Below are 21672 nucleotides of genomic sequence, written 5' to 3' on the forward strand. Positions count from 1 at the left end.
TCTATTTCCAAGTATTTCCTTTTAATTTCATTGCTGCTTTTAATACGTCTTTTTGACTAATTAACCCCACCAATTTTCCTTTATCTACAATTGGAAAACGCCTTCTTCTTGATGTTAAAAACTTATTTGCTGCATCAAAAATATTCATATTCCCGTCTATAGTTTCTACTTCTTTTACCATGGCTTTGCCTACGGTATTGTTTTTATCAATTGGTAAGTTATAATATCTACTTTCAGAAATTTGCTTCATACAATCTCCCTCCGAAATAATTCCTATCAATTCGTTTTTTTCATTCACAACTGGACCACCTGATATTTTATTCTGAATCAACGTTTCTATTACATCTTCTATAGGTTGTTCCTCCCTAAAAGTAATTAAGTTTTTACTCATATAATCAGAAACTAAAATCGGTTCATGCTCTTTCTCAGGTTGGCTGGTTCTTCTCCCTTGAAAATTTATTATCCCCATAATAATTAGTTTTTTAGTTAGACTTAAATATACTGATTTTTAACAACTTAACAACCAATCTTATTATAGGAATTAATTTACTACTTTTATCAAAAGAAAAAAATTAATGAAATCTACTACCAAACTTGCCTCACTTCTTGTTATTTTTTTTACCATTTATTGGAGTTTTAAAGATATGATTCCATCAGAGGAAAAAGCTTCTGAGAACTTAAAAGAATCTGGTTTCTTAGTTGATAATGCCTTGTATCATTTAAGAAATATTTCTAAAAAATCACACCACGTAGGAACTAAGGAACATAAAGAAGTTCAAAAATATTTAGTGAATGAACTAAAGAAAATTGGATTAACTCCAGAAGTTCAAATACAATCTGTGGTAAACAATAAATGGAGAGCAGGAACTACTGTTGAAAATATTGTTGCTCGAATTAAAGGGACTCAAAAAGGAAAATCACTTTTGGTATTAAGTCACTATGATTCTAATCCGCACTCTTCTATTGGTGCAAGTGATGCTGGTTCTGGTATTGTTACTATCTTAGAAGGAATACGTGCTTTTTTAGCAAAAGGAATTAAACCTAAGAACGATATTATTGTCCTTTTTTCTGATGCAGAAGAATTAGGTTTATTGGGTGCACAAGCTTTTGTTGAATGTCATCCTTGGGCAAAAGATGTAGGACTTGTACTTAATTTCGAAGCTAGAGGAAGTGGCGGATCTAGTTTTATGCTCATGGAAACCAATGGAAAGAACAAAAAACTTCTTTCTGAGTTTTTGAATGCTTCTCCAAATTATCCAGCTGCCAGCTCATTAATGTACAGTATCTATAAAAAACTACCTAATGATACAGATTTAACCATTTTTAGGGAAAATGCTAATATCAATGGATTTAACTTTGCATTTATTGATGATCATTTCGATTATCATACGGCTCAGGATTCATTTGAGAGAATGGATAAGGAATCTTTGTTACATCAAGCAGATTATTTAGTTACTACTTTAAAATACTTCTCTGAAGCTGATTTAAATGATTTTAATAGTAATGAAGATTATATATATTTAAACTTCCCTTTTGTAAAGCTTTTAAGCTATCCTTTTAGCTGGATATTTCCAATGCTTATAATTGCAATTATAGGTTTGATCTTTTTAATTTTTATAGGACTAAAAAAAGGAAAGATTACTTTTTCAGGCATGTTAAAAGGATTTATCCCGCTATTATCTTCTTTAGTTTTAGGAGGTGGTATATCTTATTTTCTTTGGAAATTGATTTTAATTAATCATCCAAAATACAATGACATGTTACATGGATTTACATACAACGGTCATTACTATATTTTGGCTTTTGTTTTGCTGAGCTTATGGCTTACTTTAAAAGTATACAATCGCTTTACTAAAGAGAAAACAGCAAATTTATTTATTGCTCCAATTGTACTTGGTATAGTTATCAATATACTTGTATATCAACATTTGCAAGGTGCTGGTTTCTTAATCATTCCAGTATATTCTTCTTTATTGATTTTAGCCGTTCTTCTGTTTATGGATATTAAGAAGACCAATAAATCATTATTATTTGCAATTATTGGAATTCCTTCTGTATATATTTTTAGTCCAATGATAGAGTTATTTCCTATAGCGTTAGGATTAAAGATTCTTTTTGTATCCGCTATCTTAACGATTCTTTTGTTTAGTTTTATTCTACCTGTGTTTCATCAGGAAGGACAAAAAAACGGGTTACAATTTTTTGTAGGTTTCGCTACATTAGTCTTGTTTGTTATGGCCTTCTATCAACGTGGTTTTTCAGTAGATAAAAAATTCCCGAACAGCTTAGTCTATGTACAAAATCATGATTCTAAAGAAGCTTATTGGGGAACGTATAACAAAAACTTAGACGCGTATACAAAACAGGTATTTGACAAAGATTATAAGGAAGGTAGTATTTCTTTTGCTGAAGGAAAAAGTAAATACAATACATTGTTTAACTATCATAAAAAGGCAAAAAACATAGATTTAAAGAACTCTATTATAAATATTGAAAAAGATACTGTTATTGAAAACTTAAGACATTTAGACATTCATATACAGCCGCAAAGAGCTATTAACAAATATGAACTAATATGTAACTCTAGTTTAAACATTAAAAAACTAACGGCTAACAATGCTTTAGTTAATAAAGGAAAACCTTTTACTAGTAAAGGAACTTTATTAATTTATCAAATGGGGAACACCGATAGTAGCCTAAATCTTTCATTTGTATTGGATAAAAACGAAACTCCAAACATTACATTGAATGAAATTTCTTATGACTTATTATCAAACCCATCATTGAATATACAACCAAGAACTGAGGTAATGATGCCAATGCCTTTTGTTACCAATGATGCAATTATATCTTCTAGAAAGATAAAGCTATAAAATGAAAAGAGGCGTTACTTATGGGTAATGCCTCTTTTTTATTTCTGTTTGATATTAACTTCTTTTAGCTATTCTACTTTATAAATCTTTTGATTCTTCGTAGGAACAAATTTTGACAATTCTTCGTCAATTTTCATTTTTGGTAAAATAAAATTCTCAACATCAATTTCTTCTTCTTTATAGTTAATTAATTCCATTTTAATTTTCATCATCCCTTTAACTTCTTTAACAATTCTTAGAGGAAGAGACTTAGAAATACTCAAAAACTCATACCACATATCATATTTGTGGTTTTTATACAACTCCGGGTCTATTTTTAAAAAATCTGAGTTATAATAGTACTCAGATACTCCTGCTTTCCCAGTTATGACTACTTTATTACATTTTTTACCTAAAATGACAACATCGGTTTCTTTGTTCTCAATTTTTGCCTTGGTTCCAAACATTAAGTTTTCCAAATCAATACCTGCATCTATAGCAACTACAAGATCTTCATTCTTTCCTCTAGTATAAATGGTGTTGTCTTCTCCCAAGTATATACTTCTTGTTCCATTATCGATCATTTCAATCAAATAATTTTGATTCTTATAGGAGCAATTGATTGTTTTAGAAAAAGAATTTTCTTTCTTCATCTTTTCTGCTAACACTTCTTTTGTTACTCCCATTTGTTTCAATTGTTCTAATAACTCAAAATCCATTGAGTAAGATAAAACTCCCTCAAAATTTTGACTAAATGAATATGTAGAAACAAATGCTACTAATAGTGTAAATAAAACTATCGTTTTGTTTGTCATTTTTGAATTAACTTAAATTAATACCTTAGGATTGAAACTTTTAGTCTATACTCGAAACACGTAAAGTATTTACCATTCCCTTAGCTTCTACTGGCATAGAAGATAGGTTAATTACAAAGTCTCCAGTTTTTACAAAACCTTTCTCTCTAATGATTTCATTAACATCGTCAATTGTATCATCTGTACTTAAGTTTCTATCATAAAAATAGGCTCTTACTCCCCAAAGTAAATTTAGCTTTCCTAAAATTCTTCTTTCAGAAGTAAATGCAATTACATGTGATTTAGGTCTCCAAGCCGAAATCTGAAATGCTGTATAACCACTATTTGTTAAAGTTGAAATTGCAGCTGCATTGATATCATCTGCCATTTGAGCGGCATGATGACAAACAGATTTTGTTATAAAACGATTGGTTCTAATATGCGGTGGATTGTGAGGTACTTTAATCAATGGTGAAAACTCTACGCTACCAATTATCTCCGTCATCTTTTTAATTACTTTCACTGGATGCTTTCCTACAGAAGTTTCTCCTGATAACATTACAGCATCTGCTCCATCCATAATTGAGTTTGCCACATCATTTACCTCTGCTCTTGTAGGTACAGGATTCTCAATCATTGTTTCCATCATCTGCGTTGCAATAATTACAGGAATTCTTGCTTTTTTAGCTCTTTGTACTAAACTCTTTTGAATTAATGGAACATCTTGCATAGGTACCTCTACACCTAAATCTCCACGAGCTACCATTAATCCATCACAATAAGGAATTAAAGCATCTATGTTCTCAACAGCTTCAGGTTTTTCAATTTTTGCAATTACAGGTACTCTATAACGTGATTTTTGTTTTATCAAATCACGTAACATACGTAAATCTTCAGGAGTACGTACAAAAGATAAGGCAATCCAATCTACTTCTTGCTCAAGTGCAAAAACCACATCTTTTTTATCTTTCTCAGTTAAGGCTGGTAATGAAATGTTGGTATTTGGTAAATTAACTCCTTTCTTAGATTTTAATGGACCTCCTACTAAAACCTTTGTAACTACTTCTTTATTCTTATCGGTAGATATTACCTCAAACATTAATTTCCCATCATCCACTAAAATCTTCTCTCCCACCTTTACATCTTTAGGGAATCGTTGATAGGTCATGTACGCCTTTTCAGCGGTACCAATACATTCTTCAGTTGTAAAAATAAAGGTATCATTATCCTTTAACAATACATCTTCTTCCATTACCCCAACACGAAGCTTAGGGCCTTGTAAATCTGCTAAAATTGCAACATTATATCCTCGCTCTTCATTTATTTCTCTAATTTGACGAACACGTTCTTTTACATCATCGTAATCTGCATGTGAAAAGTTAATACGAAACACATTAACACCAGATGCTCCCATCTCTGCTAAAACCTCTTTAGTGCTTGTTGCTGGTCCTAATGTTGCTACTATTTTCGTCTTTTTATTATGTGGCATATCTTAAAAAATTAAGTTCTCTTTAGATTTTAATGTTTCAGAATCTATAGTATATGAAGTTAAAATTTGCGGAATTTGATTAATCTTATCGACCATTTTCACGATAAAATCATAATCTAAATCTCCTTCAATTTTTAAAAAATAATCTACTTTCTTCTTTTCTGGTATCAAATAGGTTTTAAAGTAACTTTCTTCAAATAACCCTATTCCATCTGTCTTTCTCTTTTCTTTAAAAACATTTGTTATTAAAAACCAGTTATTATCAAGTTCTTTATCTATATAATCAAAAATCGGATAGGCAGATTTATTATTATTATCTTCAAAATCCAACTCGTAACTAGCTCTCACTAGCCTTACATCTAAAGACTGATTTAACTTATAGGCAAGTTTATAGTCATTTAGGGGCGTGTGAATACCTATTAATGTATATTCTGCACACCAAAAATCATTGATTTCTAACGAATAAGCTTGCATAAAAACAACAATTTGTTTTTTGCTAAGTTAAGGAATGAAATGAAAAGAATTTGTGAAATTAACGAAAACGTTTTCTTAAGTAATTAGGACGATTTCATCTGATTTTGCATGGCGTAGTATACTCTTTTGGCAGCAATTTCTTCAGCCTTCTTTTTTGAAGTTGCTCTTCCTTTTGCCATTACCGTACCATCAATACTCACTCGAACACTAAAGTGTTTCTTGTTTTGGTTGCCAGTGTCTTCATAAGATTGAAAGTTATACTTTTTCTTGTTCTTTTGACACCACTCGATAATATAACCTTTGTAACTAGATATCTTCCCTTCAAGTCGCTCAATATCTACATAGCGAAGTATTACTTGCTCATAAATAAATTGATGGCAATAATTATATCCTCTGTCTAAATATATAGCTCCAATAAACGCTTCAAATATATTTCCGTGAATATTATCACTAATATGTTCTTTAGCTATATTGCTTTTAACAAATCGAATAAGCTCTAGGTCTTTCCCTAAGGTATTTAGGTGCTCTCTACTAACTATTTTAGAGCGCATTTGGGTTAAATATCCTTCATTACCTTCTGGTGATTGTTTGTACAAATAAGAAGAAACTACAGACCCCAAGATGGCATCTCCTAAAAACTCTAATCTCTCATAGTTTATAGGATTTCCTTTATCATCAACCATTTTCATTGATCGATGGATAAATGCTTTTTTATAATAAGAAAGCTTAATGGGTTTAAAGTTTAATAATTCCTTAAGTTCATAGTAAAAATCCTCATCATCGGTTGACTGCGGTCTTACTATTCTACGAAGGAAATTCATAAACTATTCCTCTAATTTTTTAAACGCAACACAAGCATTATGTCCACCAAAACCAAATGTATTACTTATCGCAACTTTAATATCTCTCTTTTGAGATTTATTAAGCGTTAAGTTCAACTCTGGATTGATGTTCTCATCAACCGTAGCATGATTGATTGTAGGAGGAACTTCTCCATTTTCCATTGCTAAAATTGTAGCAATCGCTTCAATGGCTCCAGCTGCACCTAATAAGTGACCCGTCATTGATTTTGTAGAGTTTATATTAATATTCTTAGCATGATCTCCGAACACCTCTGAAATTGCTTTTAACTCAGCAACATCTCCTAATGGTGTTGATGTTCCATGTGTATTAATATGATCTACTTCTTCCGGTTGTAATCCTGCGTTTTCTAGACAGTTTTTCATTACTGCAATAACACCTATTCCTTCTGGATGAGGTGCAGTCATATGGTGAGCATCAGAAGATAATCCTCCACCAACAACTTCTGCGTAAATCTTAGCTCCACGTGCTTTTGCATGCTCGTATTCTTCTAATACAATAGCTCCTGCTCCTTCTCCTAAAACAAATCCATCTCTCGTAGCATCAAAAGGTCTAGATGCCGTTTTGTGATTTTCATTGTTTGTAGATAAAGCGTGCATTGCATTAAAACCTCCCATACCAGCAATTGTAACAGCAGCTTCAGAACCACCAGTTACAACTACATCACAGTGTCCTAAGCGAATGTAGTTTAAAGCATCAATCATAGCATTTGCAGATGATGCACATGCAGATACTGTTGTATAATTAGGCCCCATAAATCCATTTTTAATAGAAATATTACCAGGCGCAATATCTGCAATCATTTTTGGGATAAAGAAAGGATTGAATTTAGGAGTTCCATCTCCCCTAGAATAATTCAATACCTCTTCTTGGAAAGTTTCTAAACCTCCAATTCCCGCTCCCCAAATTACACCTACGCGTAATTTGTTTACTTCGTCTAGGTCTAATTTTGAATCTGCAATTGCTTCATCTGAAGCGACCATTGCATATTGCGTAAACCTATCCATTTTACGCGCATCTTTTCTGTTTAGAAAATCAGTCGCGTTAAAGTTTTTCAACTCACATGCAAAACGAGTTTTGAACTTGGCAGCATCGAAATACGTTATAGGTGCTGCTCCGCTAACTCCGTTAACTAAGCCGTTCCAATATTCTTCTTTATTGTTCCCTATTGGCGTTAATGCGCCAAGTCCAGTTACTACAACTCGCTTTAATTGCATATAAATTATTTTTTTGCTTCTTCAATATAGTTTACCGCTTGACCTACTGTAGCGATATTTTCAGCTTGATCATCTGGAATTTGAATATCAAATTCTTTTTCGAACTCCATGATTAACTCAACAGTGTCTAAAGAATCTGCTCCTAAATCGTTAGTGAAGCTAGCTTCTGTAGTTACTTCGTTATCGTCTACTCCTAATTTGTCTACGATAATTGCCTTTACTCTTGATGCAATGTCTGACATAATTTTATAAGTTTTAAAATTTAAAATCGGGGCAAAAATACAAATCTTAATTTTTAATTCTAATTTTTGCTAAAAAATGTGATGTCTAAAATAAAAAAAATCCTTCAATCTTTTGCTATTGTTGCCCTTGTTGTTAATAATTATTCTTTTTTTTGCAGTAACAATACAACGAAAAACCATGAAACGCATCGTAATTTTTGCTTCTGGATCCGGAAGCAACGCCGAAAATATCGTCAATTATTTCAATTCTTCTCAAATTGCAACCGTTACTCATGTGCTGTCTAACAATGAGCATGCCAAAGTTTTTGATCGCTGTGAACGCCTACAAATAGAGGCTTCTCTCTTCGATAAAGAAAGTTTTGTCAAAGATGACACAGTTTTGAACTTTTTACTGGTAGAAGCCGATTTTATTGTGTTAGCCGGTTTTTTATGGCGAGTTCCTTCAAAAATAGTAGAAGCCTTCCCTAATAAAATAATAAATATTCATCCAGCATTGTTACCTAAATATGGCGGAAAGGGAATGTATGGAATGAACGTACATAAAGCAGTAAAAGAGAATAAAGAGCATGAAACGGGTATTACGATTCATTATGTAAATGAGAATTATGACGAAGGAGCCATCATTTTTCAAGCGTCAACAGCGCTTTCTGAAAATGACACACCAGAAACTATTGCGACAAAAGTTCATGAACTTGAATACAAACATTTTCCTGAAATAATAGAACAAGTGATTACTAAGCATGGGTAAAAAAAAGAAATACTATGTAGTTTGGAAAGGAAAAAAAACAGGTGTTTTTTCTTCTTGGGAAAGCTGTAAAAAGCAAATTGATGGTTTTCAAGGTGCACAATACAAGGCTTTTGCCAATAAAGAAGAAGCTGAAATTGCTTTGAAAAAAAAATATGAAGATTATAAAGGAAAAGACACCAAAAAACCTACACTCTCTGCTTCTGAAAAAGCAAAGTATGGAACACCAATCTTAGACAGTATTTCTGTTGATGCAGCATGTTCAGGGAATCCTGGGATTATGGAATATAGAGGAGTTCTAACGCACTCTAAAAAGGAAATATTTAAAATGGGGCCGTTTAAGAATGGAACCAATAACATTGGAGAATTTTTAGCTTTGGTTCATGGAATTGCACTATTAAAAGCTAAAAAAATGGATAATACTCCAATTTATTCCGACTCTAAAATTGCCATGAGTTGGGTAGTAAAAAAACAGTGTAGAACAAATGTTGCATTTGATAGCACCAATAAAGAAATTCTTGACTTAATAAAAAGAGCAGAAAACTGGCTTCAAAACAATACCTACAAAACTCCTATCTTAAAATGGGAAACGAAGGCTTGGGGAGAAATCCCCGCAGATTTTGGAAGAAAATAAAAAAGTCAGGTAAAATTACCTGACTTATATATTTAACCAAAAATAATTTGGCTTAACAATTATTTAATTGCAATGTTAGTGGATTCTTTCCAGTGTTGAACGCTAGCTACAGCATTATTCTCATAGTTTACTTCTTTTAAACCATCTTTATGCCATAGAAACCATTTTCCTACTTTCTTTCCTTGGTTATAGTGAGCAATAGCCGTTTTGTTTCCTTTATTATCATAAGTTATCCAAGTTCCTTCTAACTTCTTATCTTTAAAAAAACCTTGTTCTTTAACTTTACCATCTTCATAAAAAGAAGTTACCTTCACCATATCTCCTGCTTTTTCGTATTTAGGAGTTACTTCTTGAGCTTGCATTAACGCAGCTGACAACATACATGCTATTACTACTATTTTTTTCATATTCAACACTTTAATTATTAACACTAACATTACAAATATATGTATTTTTTTACAAAAAACAAACATTTACATAACATTAAATTAACATTAGGGTTAACACACCAATAATTACCCCTATTTTTCCTTCAAAAAATTAGTATATTCAAGCTCATTTTTTAACTAAAAAAAATTATTATGGCAGTAATGAAAGTTATTGAGATCCTAGCGAACTCAGAAAAAAGTTGGGAAGACGCAACTAAAAAAGCAATCAAACAAGCTTCAAAATCGGTTAAGAGTATTAAATCTGCTTTTGTACAATCACAAAGCGTTGTTGTTAACGATAATGAGGTCTCTGAATTTAGAGTAAACCTTAAGGTTACTTTTGAAGTCAAGTAATTAAACCAAATATAAAAACTTATACTACTAGCAGTTTTGGTTAATCAAAACTGCTTTTTTTATCTTTGAAAACATGAATACTATACAATATATCTTAATTGGGTTGGTTGCACTAATCCACATTTACATCGTAATTTTAGAAATGGTTTTATGGACAAAACCTAAAGGAATAAAAACATTTAGCTTAAAAAGTGTTGAATATGCTGAGGAAACCCAGGTTTTAGCAGCAAATCAAGGCCTATATAATGGTTTTTTAGCTGCTGGATTAATTTGGTCTATGCTCAGTCAAAAAACAGATGTTGCTATCTTTTTCTTAAGCTGTGTCTTTGTTGCTGGTATCTATGGAGCTTATTCAACTAAAAAACCAAGAATTTTCTTTGTACAATCTATCCCTGCGTTGTTAGGTTTAGTATTTTTGCTTTTCTAAACTTTAACTAAAAACCACTACTACCATTTATTCATATAATCAATTATTAATTTTTAAATTTTAAACATGGAAAAGTATTGGAATAACATTCAAGACTTATTAGTAGAGTACGCTCCAAAAGTGTTAACCGCATTAGCTATTTTAATTGTAGGTTTATTTATCATTAAATTTATTGTTAAAGCGGCTAAGAAAATAATGAAGAAACAAGATGTAGATATTACGCTACAGAAGTTTTTAGCTGACTTATTAGGTTGGGCATTAAAAGCTTTATTATTTGTTACTGTAGTATCTAAACTTGGAGTTGCAACCACTTCTTTTGCAGCTATTATTGGTGCTGCTGGTTTAGCTGTTGGTTTAGCACTACAAGGTTCCTTATCTAATTTTGCAGGTGGTGCATTAATTATGATTTTTAAACCTTTCAAAGTAGGTGATTTAATCGAAGCACAAGGAGTTACTGGGGTAGTGAAGGAAATTCAAATTTTCACAACACATTTAAATACTCCTGGAAACAAGTTGGCTATTATTCCTAACGGAGCTTTATCTAATGGAAACATTATCAATTATACTGCTGAAGGTAAACTTCGTGTTGATTTAACCTTTGGGGTATCTTATGATGCAGATATCAAGCAGACAAAAGAGATTTTAATGGAGGTTTTAACTTCAAATCCTAAAGTTTTACAAGATCCTGCTCCTTCTGTAAATGTATCGGAACTAGCTGATAGCTCAGTTAACTTTGCAGTGCGTCCATGGGTAAATACAGCCGACTACTGGGATGTATATTTTGGAACAACTGAAAATGTAAAATTAGCACTTGATAAAGCTGGAATTGAAATTCCTTATCCACACTCTGTGGAAATACAAAAAGAAGGTTAAACTTTCTTTTTCTGAGGAGTAACAACAAAATCTTTTAAATAAAAAGGCTCAAAATAAGCGACATCTTCGATGTCGTTTTTTTTGTACTTATCATAACTTAATTGTGCCATTTCTTTTGCTGAAGGGAATTTTCCATCTATAAAAACGGCATTTTCATGTGTAATTACCTCTTTACATTTTTCTGCTCCATCTCCTAAGAAATATACCTTTCCTTCATTTAAATAATCTAAAAAGGAGTTCTCATCAATGATTTCAGCTTTGATCTCTCTTATTTGATAATACTCCTTATTATACACAGCAGCATATACCTCCATTCTACGAGCATCTAACATAGGTACAACTACCCCATCCACTTCAATGGAATGTGCTAACGAAGTCAATGTTTCTAATGAAATTAAAGGTTTTTCAAATGCAAAACACAATCCTTTTGCAGCAGAAACCCCAATACGTAATCCTGTATAAGAACCCGGACCTTTACTTACCGCTATTGCATCAATATCTTTTTTTTCTATCGATGCTTCCTCAAGGATATCTTGAATAAAAGGATGGAGCTTTTCTGCATGTGAATAATTACCATCGTTTAATTCCTTCAGAGCTAAAAGTTCACCATTTCTTGCAATGCTTACCGAACAATTTTTTGTTGCTGTTTCTATATTAAGAATTGTTGCCACGTATTTATTTTTTTCGCAAAGATACATAAAGAAAAACCTCACCAAATGGTGAGGTTAAAATTTGTAATATATCTATCAAAATTAATCTAAAATTGATTCTCCGTAATAGAACTTTAACACTTTTGTTTTAAACACATAATCATACTTAGCTCTAATTGAAGCTCCTTCTGCATTAACCAATCTATTTCTAACTTGATCATAGTCAAATTGTGTCATAGCTCCATAATTATAGCTTTCTTGTGCATTTTTAAACGCTTCTTTCTGTGCTTCTAGAGAAATTGTTGCTGCTTCAAATGCTTTTGCTGCTGCTTTAGCATCTAAATAAGCTTGTTCTATTGTTTGACGTAACTGTAATTTTTGATTTTCTAATCTTGTTTCAGAAACTAATTTGCTGATTTTTGATCGTTGAACATTAGCATCATTTTTAAATCCATTAAAAATTGGAATATTCACATTGAATCCAACACCATACCCTAAGTTATTATCTAACTGTGTAAAAAGAGGTGTGTTTGAAATCCCAGTCGGTAAATCTAAATTAAACCCATAGTTACTTCTTAAATTTCCTGAAAGTGAAACCGTTGGTAAATAACCAGATTTAGCTATATTAATACCATACTCTGAATTTTTAATATCTAATTTTGCTTTTTCAATTTCTGGTCTATTTCCCAATGCTTTTTCATAAACAACATTTGCATTATCATATAGAATTGAAACAGATGGCCTGTCTATTTCAAGTTTTTCCACATCAAATCCTTGAGCATCAATCTGAAGTAATTGAGCTAATTGTAACAAAGTGAAATTTAAACTATTTTCTTGAGTAACTAGGTTTTGAGCATCAGCAACTGCAGTAGACTGTACATTTAGTAAATCTCCTTTAGGAATTGCTCCTGCTTCAAATTGTGCTTGCGACCTCTCAATTTGTTTTTTACTGATCTCTGCTTGAACTTTTGCTACTTCTAAGTTTTCTTTTGCAAATAATACACTTAAATAGGTATTTACTACTCTTAAAGAAATATCATTTTCAATAATTTCTAAATCAAGTTTGCTTGTTTCGACACCTAACTTAGCTTGTTTATATGTATTTAAATTTCTATAGCCATTAAACACTGTAACGCCCGCTATTAAATTTACAGACCCACCAAATGTAGAAGTTGAAACCCTGTTGTTAGATACAGGATCAAAAGTAGATCCAAAATTTAAATTACCTCCTGTTGAAGCGTTTAATGTAGGAAGAAAATTACCCTTGGCATTTTTCACATCTGATTTAGCTATATCAACATTTAATTTATTTTGGTTAATGGTGATATTATTATTTAAAGCGTGATCTACACACTCTTTAAGACTCCATTGTTTTTGAGAAAACCCTGCTAATGAAGCAAATAAGGTAGCTAATAATACAATTTTTGTTTTCAAGACGAATATTTTTTTTTGTTCAGTTAAGTTAGTCAATAGCTGTTCCAAAAAAGAAACAACCTGTAATCATTTAATATTAAAACAATTACAGAAAAATTCAACTCAAAAAGATGTTTGATTGTGAACATTTTACAGTCCGAAATCGTACATCTTTTTTTATTTTGTTTTTATATGACGACTAAATTAACAATATGTTACAATTAATTTACAAATTCTAGTAAATTAATTTTTCGCCTTCTTTCTATGTCTATAAATAAAGTAAAATAAAATTCCAACTAGGATATAAGGAAATATCATTAGGTAAGTAATCCCGTCATTTACCCCTTCTGCCATCGTTTCATTTCCACCTTCTACTACTGCTTTACACATGGCACATTGAGAAGATGCATTTATTGATAAGAATAAAAATATTAGTAAAAAAAGCTTCTTAAACATAATATGGAGATATCATTAAATATACTATTACACCCGTCACTGCTACATACAACCACAAAGGAAAAGTAATTTTAGCTATTTTCTTATGCTCTGGGAAATTTCCTAATTGTGCTCTCATAAATGTTATCAACACAAAAGGAATAATGATAATAGAAAGTAATATGTGCGTAATTAAAATAAATAGATATACATATTTTACAATTCCTTCACCTCCAAAACTAGTAGAATCTGAAGTCATATGATATGCTACGTACATTACTAAAAATAACGCCGAACATATAATAGCCGTAACATTTAATCTTTCGTGAAGTTTTCTATTTCCCTTCTTTATTGCAACTACAGACGCCACCAATAAAACGGCTGTCAACCCATTAATACTAGCATAAATTGGAGGTAAAAAACGCAAAGGTTCTACATTAGGTATTTTAATCCCAAACAACGCAGCTACTGCTAATGGAATTACAATAGAAACAATTGTTATAAATCGTTTGTATCTCTTCTCTTTTAATGAAACGTTACTCATTTAACAATAGTTTTATATCTTCTTTTAATTCTTTTATTTGATCTGGTAATCCATGTTCTTCTAAAGCCCTGTAAAAAGCAATTGGATTCCCTTGTTCATCATATCTTGATCTTAAATACCCATCTTTATCCACTAAAGCAAATAAGCCCGAGTGATAAAAACCACCATGATCATTGTCTCCTACCCCTACAGGTAATTTAAAGCCCTCATTAGATAAGTCAAACACTTCGTTCTCTGGTTTTCCTGTTAGTAAATGCCAGTTTACATGGTTAATTCCATATCTTTTAGCATAATTCCTTAAAACTTGTGGCGTGTCTACCTTTGGAGTAATAGAAAAAGAGGCTATTCCAAAATTAGGATTCCCCATAAACTCATTTTGAATCGTTACCATTTTGGTATTCATAATAGGGCAAATGGTTGGACATGTAGTGAAGAAAAACTCAACTACATAAACCTTCCCTTTATAATCTTCATTGGTAATTGTTTTTTCGTTCTGATTTATAAACTCAAAATTTGGAACTTTTGTGAATTTATACAAATCAGCAGTTTGAAAATGTTTTACAATTTTCGGTATTGAATAAATCCCAAACAATAGTATTATAAATGAAATTCCTACGTATGAATATTTATTTTTTTTCATTCGATATATTTAATTTTCTCCTATCCTCACTTCTATTCTTTTTCAAAGCGAAACTGTACTCAGCTAAAACCACCTTCACATCATCGTGCATATCATTTTTAAGCTCAGCTACCGACTTCATAGCATAACCAAAAGTACTTGGTTCTTCATTCTTTTTAATGGTCGTTTTTCCTCTTCTAAGATTATTCTCTTTATCAATAATATAGGCTTTCGTAATATGCGCATTAGCATCTAAAGTTTCTCCTGTCTTAAAACTCTCGTAGATCGCCCTCAATTCTTCTTCCGAAGCAAAAACAAAACTCCACTTAACTAAGTTTGTATTGATACTTAATCTTTTCTTGATTTTTTCAATTTCCTCTTCCTGACCTTTACTTACCAAACTAATCATTTGAAAGTCTGTATAACCGTAGAATTTCTTATATATCTTTTCGTTTAAGTTAAATAATTCTCCATCAGCAACAGAAACATCACTTCCAACAAAGGTAATAACCGAGACTTTATCTTTAAAAGTGTATTTTTTATTTAATAAAGAAACATCTAATACATCTTTCGAAACTATTGGAAGTTTTCCAAAGTTATGTGTTCCTAGTTGTAAAAAGATATAAAACAATAATGGAACAATAAATAACGCAAAGAGTACTATAAATTTTTGTTTTTTACTCATCTTAATTTAAGTTTAGTAACATGCAAAAAAAAGGTGGTTTAACACCACCTCAAATAATTTTACATACACCTTACCATTTTACAAGTGGTGCTAATGTTTCATGTAAATAGCTTCCTTCTATTAAAACTAAAGTAACTAAATAGCAGATTAAGAAAACTCCAGTCCAAACAACTGAGCGTCTAAACCATTTCTTCTCACCTTCTAAGTGCATAAATGCCCAAGCAATATAATATGCCTTTGCAATTGTTAAGATGATGAAAATCCAGTTTAACCAGCTAGTTCCTAAAAATCCTCCTAAATATAAGCTTTTAGGCTTATAGATACCTAACACTACTTCTACTGCAGTTATAATAGATAAGATTGCTAAAACAATCCAAATTCTTTTTGTATTTGATTCGTGTGCGTGACCCATTTTACAATACTTTTTTTATGATTATACTAAGTAGAAGAATGTGAATACGAATACCCAAACTAAATCTACAAAGTGCCAATATAAACCTACTTTTTCTACCATTTCATAATGTCCTCTACGTTCATATGTCCCTAATACAACATTAAAGAAAATGATAATATTTAATACAATACCAGAGAATACGTGGAAACCGTGGAATCCTGTAATAAAGAAGAAGAAATCTGCAAAAATAGGATTACCGTATTCGTTTTCTATTAAGTTAGCTCCTTCAACAACTCCCGTTGCTTTTGCTAATTGAGCTAAACTTTCTTCTCTAGATAAAACAATCTTTTGTTTTGTCTCTGGATTAATTCTTTCAGTTCTAATCAATAAAGATGGATCTGCTTTAAACGCTTCCTGAACTTGCGCCACAGAATATTGAGAAATTGTTGCTTCATCGTTAAACCATAATCCGTTTTTACGAGTGTGCTCTACTCTTTCATCTTTTCTTTTTCCGTGAACAAAATCAGCTAAACCAATTTGATGACCGTCTTTTACAAATTGTAAAATGTGATTATCAGAAGTTTTAACAGCTCCATAAGAACCATTAATGAATGTTTTCCATTCCCAAGCCTGAGATCCAACGAAAATAATACCGAAGATAATCGTAATAAACATATACGTAGCTACCTTCTTTTGTTGCATTTTATGACCTGCATCTACTGCTAACACCATTGTTACCGAAGATACAATTAAGATAAACGTCATAAAGGCAACGTAAATCATTGGATAATTTCCGTGGAAAAACGGAATGTGTGTAAATACCTCATCAGCAATTGGCCATGAGTCAATAAACTTAAAACGTGTTAAACCATACGCTGCTAAGAACCCAGAAAAGGTTAACGCATCTGATAAGATGAAAAACCACATCATCATTTTACCATAACTAGCGCCAAATGGTTTTACACCACCTCCGCCCCAGGTTTCTTTGTTGTCAGAATTTACAGCAATATTTGCTCCCATAAATCTCTTGTTTGTTAATTTTTGTTAAAACAGTGCGCCAAAATTACGCATTTTATATTATTTGTAAAACTTAAAGAATAAAAATAACAGTATCCATAGTAAATCTACGAAATGCCAGAAGATTGCACCTAACTCAAAACCAAGCATATCAGTAGATGAATATTTCTTTTTAAAATGATTATAAATAACGACTAATAATACAATTACACCTGCTAATAAGTGTAAAACATGCATAAAAGTAATACCAATAATAAACGATGTAGACACCGTGCTTTCTGGTCCAGTAAAATATAATCCTGCCGCGCTTAACTCATTAAATCCTACATATTGATACCAAACAAAACCTAACCCTAATATTAATGTTGTTATTAACAATATAAAAGAAAGGTTTAAATTGTTCTTTTTTAAGAAGTTTTGAGATAAATATAAGGTAACACTACTCAACACTATCAATACAGTACTAATGTAAAATGCTTCTGGTAAATCGAAAGACACCCAATCTTCTCTTTTCTGACTAACAATGTAAGCACTTGTTAATCCAGCAAAAAACATCACCATACTAATCATGGAAATCCACAACATTGGTTTTGCCGACTTTCTCTTACCTACTTTTAATTCTTCTTGTAAAGTTTGTTCACTCATTAATGTAAAAATTTATCTACCACATATATAATTGGCACAATAGTTATATAAAAAACACTTGCCAACATTAACTTTCTTGCATCTGTATTTTTCTCTGTTTTATACAGTACAAATGCATAATATAGCATTAACGTCCCTAATAAAAACACTATTACTGCAGTAATAGGGTGAATATAAAAAGCGCCTGTAAGTTTCAACACAGGTGCAACAGACATTAATATCATAACACAAGTATAAAATATAATTTGCGCTACTGCTCCTTTATCTTTTTTATCCATTGGAAGCATATGCAACCCAGCCTTTTTGTATTCTTCATATTGTAACCAACCAATGGCCCAAAAATGTGGGAATTGCCAGAAAAACTGAATCATAAACAAAAATCCTGCCTCCACTCCAAATTTTCCAGTAGCCGCTACCCAACCTAACATAAAAGGAATAGCTCCTGGAATAGCACCTACAAAAACCGCTAAAGGTGTTACTGCTTTTAAAGGTGTGTATGCACTCGTATATAAAAATATAGAGATTGCTCCGAATAAAGCACATTTAGCATTGATAGAATATAGTATAGCAATTCCCGCAATGGTAAATATAGTCGCAATGATTAAAGCTGTTGTTACTGACATTCTCCCTGCAGGCAATGGACGATTTTTAGTTCGCTGCATTACAGCATCAATGTCCTTTTCGATTACTTGATTAAATGCATTTGATGCACCTACCATAAAGTAACCACCTATTGCCAATAATAAAATAATGGTTGAATTTATTTCTTCAGCACCTAACAAATACCCTGTTATAGATGTAAAAACAACACTTACCGATAAACCAACTTTTGTAAGCTGCTTAAAATCAGAGAACAATGCTTTAACTGTAGATTTATTTTTTAAGGTTGAAACTGATTCCACTCTTATTGTTCTAAAAAATTTTTGCAAAGATATTTGATTCAAACTGAATAACCATAGCTTTACTACATTATATAGTATTAAAATATACCTGCTCGTTTTAAAATTTTAAAGCACCTTCTATACTAAAATACTTACAGTCTTACTTTTAACCACCCCAACATAAAAATAAATCAGAAAATTTTCAAAAACCGCTTTGTAATTAAAAAAATGGTGTTATATTTGCACCCGCATTCGCAGTAATGCACAAGTTCATAAAAATAAAAATGACTACGCGAAAGTAGCTCAGGGGTAGAGCATCACCTTGCCAAGGTGAGGGTCGCGGGTTCAAATCCCGTCTTTCGCTCAATCCTTTTAAGAGATTATGCTGAAGTGGTGGAATTGGTAGACACGTTGGACTTAAAATCCAATGAGCCGTAATGCTCGTGCGGGTTCAAGTCCCGCCTTCAGTACTAAGCCTCACTTTTAACCAAGTGAGGCTTAATTTTAATTATTTAGAGTAGTCATAAAACAGTATAAACGCTGAAGTGGTGGAATTGGTAGACACGTTGGACTTAAAATCCAATGGGCCGTAATGCCCGTGCGGGTTCAAGTCCCGCCTTCAGTACAAAAGCCTTAACAAAAATGTTAAGGCTTTTTTTGTTTCATAACTTTTTGGAATATTCTTTGTAATGTATATCTTAAACACACGTCTAAACTTCAAAATCCAAATCATGCGAAAGATATTTTTACTATTAAGTTTAACTTTCTTCTTAAACACAAATGCACAAACAAGTGCTTATAGCTCGCTATTAAAGAAGCATGTAGATCCTAAAGGGAATGTAAACTACAAGGCTTTTAAAGCAGATGAAGCTAAACTTCAAAGTTTCTTAGACTATTTAGCAAATACTAAACCTCAAAAATCTTGGTCAGCTACAAAAGCAAAAGCTTTTTGGGCGAATGCTTATAATGCCTATACCATCAAATTGATTTTAGACAACTACCCTCTTAAAAGTATTATGAATATTAAAAAGAAAGGTAAAAACGCTTGGGAAATACCTTTTGCTAAGGTTGGAGGAAAAACATACACTTTAAATCAAATTGAACATGAGATTCTGCGTAAAAAATATAGCGACCCAAAAATCCATGTTGCTGTAAACTGTGCCTCTGGTTCTTGTCCGCAATTACCAAATTACGCATTTACTGAAGCAAATTATGAGTCGAAAACAAATCTTTTAATGCGTAAATTCATTAATGACACCAAGCGCAATAAAATCTCAGAAAATAAAGTTCAACTATCTAAAATATTTGAATGGTTTAAAGGAGACTTCACCAAAAAAGGGTCTCTAACAGATTATATAAACAAATATTCAAAAGTTAAAATTAGCAAGAAACCTAAAGTTAGTTATTTAGAATACGACTGGAGTTTAAACGGAAAGTAATTTACGATACTAGTATTTAGTAAAACAATTTGGTATTTTTACTTTTCAACTGAAATAAAAAACAATGTCAAAAACATATTATGATCCTGCCGACTTACGTAAGTTTGGAAAAATAACAGAATGGAGCGAAGAACTTGGAAACAAGTTCTTTGATTATTATGGAAAAGTCTTTGAAGAAGGTGCTTTAACAGCTCGTGAAAAAAGCTTAATTGCTTTGGCTGTAGCTCACACAGAGCAATGCCCTTATTGTATTGATGCTTACACAAAAGATGGCTTGCAACGTGGAATAACAAAAGAAGAAATGATGGAGGCTATACATGTAGGAGCAGCAATTAAAAGCGGTGCAACCTTAGTTCATGGAGTTCAAATGATGAACAAAGTGAACAAATTAGAAATGTAGCATCTTTTAAACATGTCTTCTCGAGCGCAGTCGAGAGATAGTACCAAGGTCTCGGCTGCGCTCGACCTGACACAAATTTATAGGATGAAAAAATCTTTAAAATCTAGAAACAACGATTTAGCAAACACGCAACGTCAACTTGAAATTTTATCAAATGGAATTTTTGCTGATGGTGAATTACCTACGTTTGCTCAAAAAATAAAAGAAACAAATCAGTTTCCTTTACGACCTAAAAAGTTAGAAATATTACAAATAAACGTTGGTTATATGTGCAATCAAGTATGTGCGCATTGCCATGTAGATGCTGGTCCTGACCGAAAAGAGATCATGACGAGAGAAACCATGGAGCAGTGTTTAGATGTAATTAGAAAAACAGGTGCCCACACTTTAGATTTAACGGGTGGTGCACCAGAAATGAACCCTAATTTTCGTTGGTTCGTAGAAGAAGCTTCAAAAGCTGGAATAAAAGATTTCATTGTTCGTTCAAATCTTACAATAATCAGAGCTAACAAAAAGTATTACGATTTACCCGAATTCTTTAAAAAACACAATGTACATGTTGTTTCTTCTATGCCTCATTGGACTCGTGGAAAAACAGACAAACAACGTGGTGATGGTGTTTTCGATAAATCTATCAAAGCATTGCAAATGCTAAATGAAGTTGGATATGGAATTCATGGAACCGGATTACAACTAGATTTAGTATACAATCCGTCAGGGGCATTTTTACCAGGAGATCAAGCTGCTTTAGAAAGCGACTTTAAAAAAGCTTTGCAAGAAGATTTTCAAATTTCATTTAACAGCTTATTCGCTATTACCAATTTACCTATAAGTAGATTTTTAGACTACTTGATTGCTTCTGAAAACTACGAAGATTATATGTACGCTTTGGTAGAAGCATATAACCCAATGGCTGTAGAGAATGTAATGTGTACCAATACCCTATCAATAAGTTGGGATGGCTACTTATACGATTGCGATTTTAATCAAATGCTAAATCTAAAAGTAGCAAGCGAAGCAACCCATATTTCTGAATATAATGAAGAGTTATTACAAAACAGAAATATCATTATTAACCAACATTGTTATGGTTGTACCGCTGGAGCTGGAAGTAGCTGTCAAGGAACGGTAGCATAGCACAATGAATTAACTTGAAAGTG

Annotated in this window: 27 protein-coding genes and 3 tRNA genes; 12 read left to right on the plus strand and 18 right to left on the minus strand. The window is 32.0% G+C overall.

Translation table 11 applies throughout. From position 1 onward, the window contains the following. Nucleotide 1: 1 nt before the first annotated feature. The gene (locus Q0873_RS06625) at nucleotides 2–469 is read right to left on the minus strand and encodes a CBS domain-containing protein (RefSeq protein ID WP_299105249.1); all 468 of its coding nucleotides are present in this window, start codon (nucleotides 467–469) and stop codon (nucleotides 2–4) included. A gap of 106 nt (nucleotides 470–575) precedes the next feature. Between Q0873_RS06625 and Q0873_RS06630 the strand changes: the two genes are divergently transcribed. Then, nucleotides 576–2873, plus strand: a complete 2298-nt coding sequence (locus tag Q0873_RS06630) for a M20/M25/M40 family metallo-hydrolase (protein WP_299105252.1) — start codon at nucleotides 576–578, stop codon at nucleotides 2871–2873. A 68-nt stretch (nucleotides 2874–2941) separates the two neighbouring features. Here the strand turns inward: Q0873_RS06630 and Q0873_RS06635 are convergent, their stop codons facing one another. The 6 genes from Q0873_RS06635 to Q0873_RS06660 form a co-directional block, all read right to left on the minus strand. Continuing rightward, entirely contained in the window at nucleotides 2942–3667 is a 726-nt protein-coding gene (locus Q0873_RS06635; protein WP_299105255.1) for a hypothetical protein, read from the minus strand. 40 nt (nucleotides 3668–3707) lie between these two features. Further along, nucleotides 3708–5135, minus strand: coding sequence for a pyruvate kinase (gene pyk, locus Q0873_RS06640; RefSeq protein WP_299105258.1), 1428 nt, complete (start codon nucleotides 5133–5135; stop codon nucleotides 3708–3710). Between the two features lie 3 nt (nucleotides 5136–5138). After that, nucleotides 5139–5609, minus strand: a complete 471-nt coding sequence (locus Q0873_RS06645; RefSeq protein WP_299105261.1) for an IPExxxVDY family protein — start codon at nucleotides 5607–5609, stop codon at nucleotides 5139–5141. Between the two features lie 83 nt (nucleotides 5610–5692). Then, complete coding sequence (rnc, locus tag Q0873_RS06650; RefSeq protein WP_299105264.1) at nucleotides 5693–6430, minus strand: ribonuclease III; 738 nt, start codon at nucleotides 6428–6430, stop codon at nucleotides 5693–5695. Nucleotides 6431–6433: 3 nt separating this feature from the next. Continuing rightward, the gene (gene fabF, locus Q0873_RS06655; protein ID WP_299105267.1) at nucleotides 6434–7687 is read right to left on the minus strand and encodes a beta-ketoacyl-ACP synthase II; all 1254 of its coding nucleotides are present in this window, start codon (nucleotides 7685–7687) and stop codon (nucleotides 6434–6436) included. A gap of 5 nt (nucleotides 7688–7692) precedes the next feature. Continuing rightward, complete coding sequence (locus tag Q0873_RS06660; RefSeq protein WP_299105270.1) at nucleotides 7693–7929, minus strand: acyl carrier protein; 237 nt, start codon at nucleotides 7927–7929, stop codon at nucleotides 7693–7695. Nucleotides 7930–8107: 178 nt separating this feature from the next. Between Q0873_RS06660 and Q0873_RS06665 the strand changes: the two genes are divergently transcribed. Together Q0873_RS06665 and Q0873_RS06670 are read left to right on the plus strand one after the other, a co-directional pair. After that, complete coding sequence (locus Q0873_RS06665) at nucleotides 8108–8677, plus strand: phosphoribosylglycinamide formyltransferase (protein ID WP_299105272.1); 570 nt, start codon at nucleotides 8108–8110, stop codon at nucleotides 8675–8677. Then, nucleotides 8670–9308, plus strand: coding sequence for a ribonuclease H family protein (locus tag Q0873_RS06670; RefSeq protein WP_299105275.1), 639 nt, complete (start codon nucleotides 8670–8672; stop codon nucleotides 9306–9308). The genes Q0873_RS06665 and Q0873_RS06670 overlap by 8 nt, the downstream gene beginning before the upstream one ends. Before the next feature lie 59 nt (nucleotides 9309–9367). Here Q0873_RS06670 and Q0873_RS06675 read toward each other — a convergent pair whose 3' ends face one another. Next, nucleotides 9368–9715 carry a nicotinic acid mononucleotide adenyltransferase gene (locus tag Q0873_RS06675; RefSeq protein ID WP_299105278.1) on the minus strand — a complete coding sequence of 116 codons (348 nt, stop codon included), beginning with the start codon at nucleotides 9713–9715 and terminating at the stop codon, nucleotides 9368–9370. A 174-nt stretch (nucleotides 9716–9889) separates the two neighbouring features. Here Q0873_RS06675 and Q0873_RS06680 point away from each other — a divergent pair, with 174 nt between their 5' ends. The 3 genes from Q0873_RS06680 (at nucleotide 9890) to Q0873_RS06690 (ending at nucleotide 11390) form a co-directional block, all read left to right on the plus strand. Next, nucleotides 9890–10090 carry a dodecin family protein gene (locus tag Q0873_RS06680; RefSeq protein WP_299105280.1) on the plus strand — a complete coding sequence of 67 codons (201 nt, stop codon included), beginning with the start codon at nucleotides 9890–9892 and terminating at the stop codon, nucleotides 10088–10090. Between the two features lie 73 nt (nucleotides 10091–10163). After that, entirely contained in the window at nucleotides 10164–10517 is a 354-nt protein-coding gene (locus Q0873_RS06685) for a DUF1304 domain-containing protein (protein ID WP_299105282.1), read from the plus strand. A 66-nt stretch (nucleotides 10518–10583) separates the two neighbouring features. After that, a complete protein-coding gene (locus tag Q0873_RS06690) occupies nucleotides 10584–11390 on the plus strand; it encodes a mechanosensitive ion channel domain-containing protein (RefSeq protein WP_299105284.1) in 807 nt (268 codons plus the stop codon). Here the strand turns inward: Q0873_RS06690 and tsaB are convergent. From tsaB to cyoE, 10 genes are all read right to left on the minus strand, one after another. Next, the gene (gene tsaB / locus Q0873_RS06695) at nucleotides 11387–12061 is read right to left on the minus strand and encodes a tRNA (adenosine(37)-N6)-threonylcarbamoyltransferase complex dimerization subunit type 1 TsaB (RefSeq protein ID WP_299105286.1); all 675 of its coding nucleotides are present in this window, start codon (nucleotides 12059–12061) and stop codon (nucleotides 11387–11389) included. The two genes, Q0873_RS06690 and tsaB, sit on opposite strands and share 4 nt — an antisense overlap. Before the next feature lie 81 nt (nucleotides 12062–12142). Further along, complete coding sequence (locus Q0873_RS06700; RefSeq protein ID WP_299105288.1) at nucleotides 12143–13474, minus strand: TolC family protein; 1332 nt, start codon at nucleotides 13472–13474, stop codon at nucleotides 12143–12145. A gap of 222 nt (nucleotides 13475–13696) precedes the next feature. Beyond that, on the minus strand, nucleotides 13697–13909 hold the full coding sequence (locus Q0873_RS06705; RefSeq protein WP_299105290.1) for a hypothetical protein: 213 nt from the start codon (nucleotides 13907–13909) through the stop codon (nucleotides 13697–13699). After that, on the minus strand, nucleotides 13902–14432 hold the full coding sequence (locus tag Q0873_RS06710) for a DUF420 domain-containing protein (RefSeq protein ID WP_299105292.1): 531 nt from the start codon (nucleotides 14430–14432) through the stop codon (nucleotides 13902–13904). The genes Q0873_RS06705 and Q0873_RS06710 overlap by 8 nt, the downstream gene beginning before the upstream one ends. Then, nucleotides 14425–15072, minus strand: coding sequence for an SCO family protein (locus tag Q0873_RS06715; RefSeq protein ID WP_299105295.1), 648 nt, complete (start codon nucleotides 15070–15072; stop codon nucleotides 14425–14427). Before Q0873_RS06715 ends, Q0873_RS06710 begins: the two co-directional genes overlap by 8 nt. Further along, complete coding sequence (locus Q0873_RS06720) at nucleotides 15059–15736, minus strand: hypothetical protein (RefSeq protein WP_299105297.1); 678 nt, start codon at nucleotides 15734–15736, stop codon at nucleotides 15059–15061. Before Q0873_RS06720 ends, Q0873_RS06715 begins: the two co-directional genes overlap by 14 nt. A 70-nt stretch (nucleotides 15737–15806) precedes the next feature. Further along, nucleotides 15807–16148: a cytochrome C oxidase subunit IV family protein gene (locus tag Q0873_RS06725; protein WP_299105298.1), complete on the minus strand. Its 342-nt coding sequence runs from the start codon at nucleotides 16146–16148 to the stop codon at nucleotides 15807–15809. A gap of 21 nt (nucleotides 16149–16169) precedes the next feature. Then, nucleotides 16170–17150, minus strand: coding sequence for a cytochrome c oxidase subunit 3 (locus Q0873_RS06730; protein ID WP_299105299.1), 981 nt, complete (start codon nucleotides 17148–17150; stop codon nucleotides 16170–16172). A gap of 57 nt (nucleotides 17151–17207) precedes the next feature. Further along, nucleotides 17208–17792 carry a cytochrome c oxidase subunit 3 gene (locus Q0873_RS06735; protein ID WP_299105301.1) on the minus strand — a complete coding sequence of 195 codons (585 nt, stop codon included), beginning with the start codon at nucleotides 17790–17792 and terminating at the stop codon, nucleotides 17208–17210. Beyond that, a complete protein-coding gene (cyoE, locus tag Q0873_RS06740; RefSeq protein WP_299105303.1) occupies nucleotides 17792–18694 on the minus strand; it encodes a heme o synthase in 903 nt (300 codons plus the stop codon). The genes Q0873_RS06735 and cyoE overlap by 1 nt, the downstream gene beginning before the upstream one ends. A 271-nt stretch (nucleotides 18695–18965) precedes the next feature. On the opposite strand from cyoE, the gene Q0873_RS06745 reads away from it, so the two are divergent. From Q0873_RS06745 to arsS, 6 genes are all read left to right on the plus strand, one after another. After that, a tRNA-Gly gene (locus tag Q0873_RS06745) sits at nucleotides 18966–19037 on the plus strand. A gap of 20 nt (nucleotides 19038–19057) precedes the next feature. Further along, nucleotides 19058–19143 (plus strand) — tRNA-Leu (locus Q0873_RS06750). Between the two features lie 69 nt (nucleotides 19144–19212). Next, a tRNA-Leu gene (locus Q0873_RS06755) sits at nucleotides 19213–19298 on the plus strand. A gap of 106 nt (nucleotides 19299–19404) precedes the next feature. After that, nucleotides 19405–20112: a DUF547 domain-containing protein gene (locus Q0873_RS06760; protein WP_299105306.1), complete on the plus strand. Its 708-nt coding sequence runs from the start codon at nucleotides 19405–19407 to the stop codon at nucleotides 20110–20112. 64 nt (nucleotides 20113–20176) lie between these two features. Beyond that, nucleotides 20177–20512: an arsenosugar biosynthesis-associated peroxidase-like protein gene (locus tag Q0873_RS06765; protein WP_086029663.1), complete on the plus strand. Its 336-nt coding sequence runs from the start codon at nucleotides 20177–20179 to the stop codon at nucleotides 20510–20512. Nucleotides 20513–20596: 84 nt separating this feature from the next. Continuing rightward, nucleotides 20597–21649: an arsenosugar biosynthesis radical SAM (seleno)protein ArsS gene (gene arsS / locus Q0873_RS06770; protein ID WP_299105309.1), complete on the plus strand. Its 1053-nt coding sequence runs from the start codon at nucleotides 20597–20599 to the stop codon at nucleotides 21647–21649. Nucleotides 21650–21672 lie beyond the last annotated feature (23 nt).

It is taken from the genome of uncultured Tenacibaculum sp., from assembly GCF_947498805.1.
GTDB lineage: Bacteria > Bacteroidota > Bacteroidia > Flavobacteriales > Flavobacteriaceae > Polaribacter.

What these genes read in the sequence shown, in the direction of transcription:
- Q0873_RS06625 (WP_299105249.1), bottom strand. Translation starts at nt 469, where the DNA reads ATGGGGATAATAAATTTTCAAGGGAGAAGAACCAGCCAACCTGAGAAA.
- Q0873_RS06630 (WP_299105252.1), top strand. Translation starts at nt 576, where the DNA reads ATGAAATCTACTACCAAACTTGCCTCACTTCTTGTTATTTTTTTTACC.
- Q0873_RS06635 (WP_299105255.1), bottom strand. Translation starts at nt 3,667, where the DNA reads ATGACAAACAAAACGATAGTTTTATTTACACTATTAGTAGCATTTGTT.
- pyk (WP_299105258.1), bottom strand. Translation starts at nt 5,135, where the DNA reads ATGCCACATAATAAAAAGACGAAAATAGTAGCAACATTAGGACCAGCA.
- Q0873_RS06645 (WP_299105261.1), bottom strand. Translation starts at nt 5,609, where the DNA reads ATGCAAGCTTATTCGTTAGAAATCAATGATTTTTGGTGTGCAGAATAT.
- rnc (WP_299105264.1), bottom strand. Translation starts at nt 6,430, where the DNA reads ATGAATTTCCTTCGTAGAATAGTAAGACCGCAGTCAACCGATGATGAG.
- fabF (WP_299105267.1), bottom strand. Translation starts at nt 7,687, where the DNA reads ATGCAATTAAAGCGAGTTGTAGTAACTGGACTTGGCGCATTAACGCCA.
- Q0873_RS06660 (WP_299105270.1), bottom strand. Translation starts at nt 7,929, where the DNA reads ATGTCAGACATTGCATCAAGAGTAAAGGCAATTATCGTAGACAAATTA.
- Q0873_RS06665 (WP_299105272.1), top strand. Translation starts at nt 8,108, where the DNA reads ATGAAACGCATCGTAATTTTTGCTTCTGGATCCGGAAGCAACGCCGAA.
- Q0873_RS06670 (WP_299105275.1), top strand. Translation starts at nt 8,670, where the DNA reads ATGGGTAAAAAAAAGAAATACTATGTAGTTTGGAAAGGAAAAAAAACA.
- Q0873_RS06675 (WP_299105278.1), bottom strand. Translation starts at nt 9,715, where the DNA reads ATGAAAAAAATAGTAGTAATAGCATGTATGTTGTCAGCTGCGTTAATG.
- Q0873_RS06680 (WP_299105280.1), top strand. Translation starts at nt 9,890, where the DNA reads ATGGCAGTAATGAAAGTTATTGAGATCCTAGCGAACTCAGAAAAAAGT.
- Q0873_RS06685 (WP_299105282.1), top strand. Translation starts at nt 10,164, where the DNA reads ATGAATACTATACAATATATCTTAATTGGGTTGGTTGCACTAATCCAC.
- Q0873_RS06690 (WP_299105284.1), top strand. Translation starts at nt 10,584, where the DNA reads ATGGAAAAGTATTGGAATAACATTCAAGACTTATTAGTAGAGTACGCT.
- Q0873_RS06705 (WP_299105290.1), bottom strand. Translation starts at nt 13,909, where the DNA reads ATGTTTAAGAAGCTTTTTTTACTAATATTTTTATTCTTATCAATAAAT.
- Q0873_RS06710 (WP_299105292.1), bottom strand. Translation starts at nt 14,432, where the DNA reads ATGAGTAACGTTTCATTAAAAGAGAAGAGATACAAACGATTTATAACA.
- Q0873_RS06715 (WP_299105295.1), bottom strand. Translation starts at nt 15,072, where the DNA reads ATGAAAAAAAATAAATATTCATACGTAGGAATTTCATTTATAATACTA.
- Q0873_RS06720 (WP_299105297.1), bottom strand. Translation starts at nt 15,736, where the DNA reads ATGAGTAAAAAACAAAAATTTATAGTACTCTTTGCGTTATTTATTGTT.
- Q0873_RS06725 (WP_299105298.1), bottom strand. Translation starts at nt 16,148, where the DNA reads ATGGGTCACGCACACGAATCAAATACAAAAAGAATTTGGATTGTTTTA.
- Q0873_RS06730 (WP_299105299.1), bottom strand. Translation starts at nt 17,150, where the DNA reads ATGGGAGCAAATATTGCTGTAAATTCTGACAACAAAGAAACCTGGGGC.
- Q0873_RS06735 (WP_299105301.1), bottom strand. Translation starts at nt 17,792, where the DNA reads ATGAGTGAACAAACTTTACAAGAAGAATTAAAAGTAGGTAAGAGAAAG.
- Q0873_RS06760 (WP_299105306.1), top strand. Translation starts at nt 19,405, where the DNA reads ATGCGAAAGATATTTTTACTATTAAGTTTAACTTTCTTCTTAAACACA.
- Q0873_RS06765 (WP_086029663.1), top strand. Translation starts at nt 20,177, where the DNA reads ATGTCAAAAACATATTATGATCCTGCCGACTTACGTAAGTTTGGAAAA.
- arsS (WP_299105309.1), top strand. Translation starts at nt 20,597, where the DNA reads ATGAAAAAATCTTTAAAATCTAGAAACAACGATTTAGCAAACACGCAA.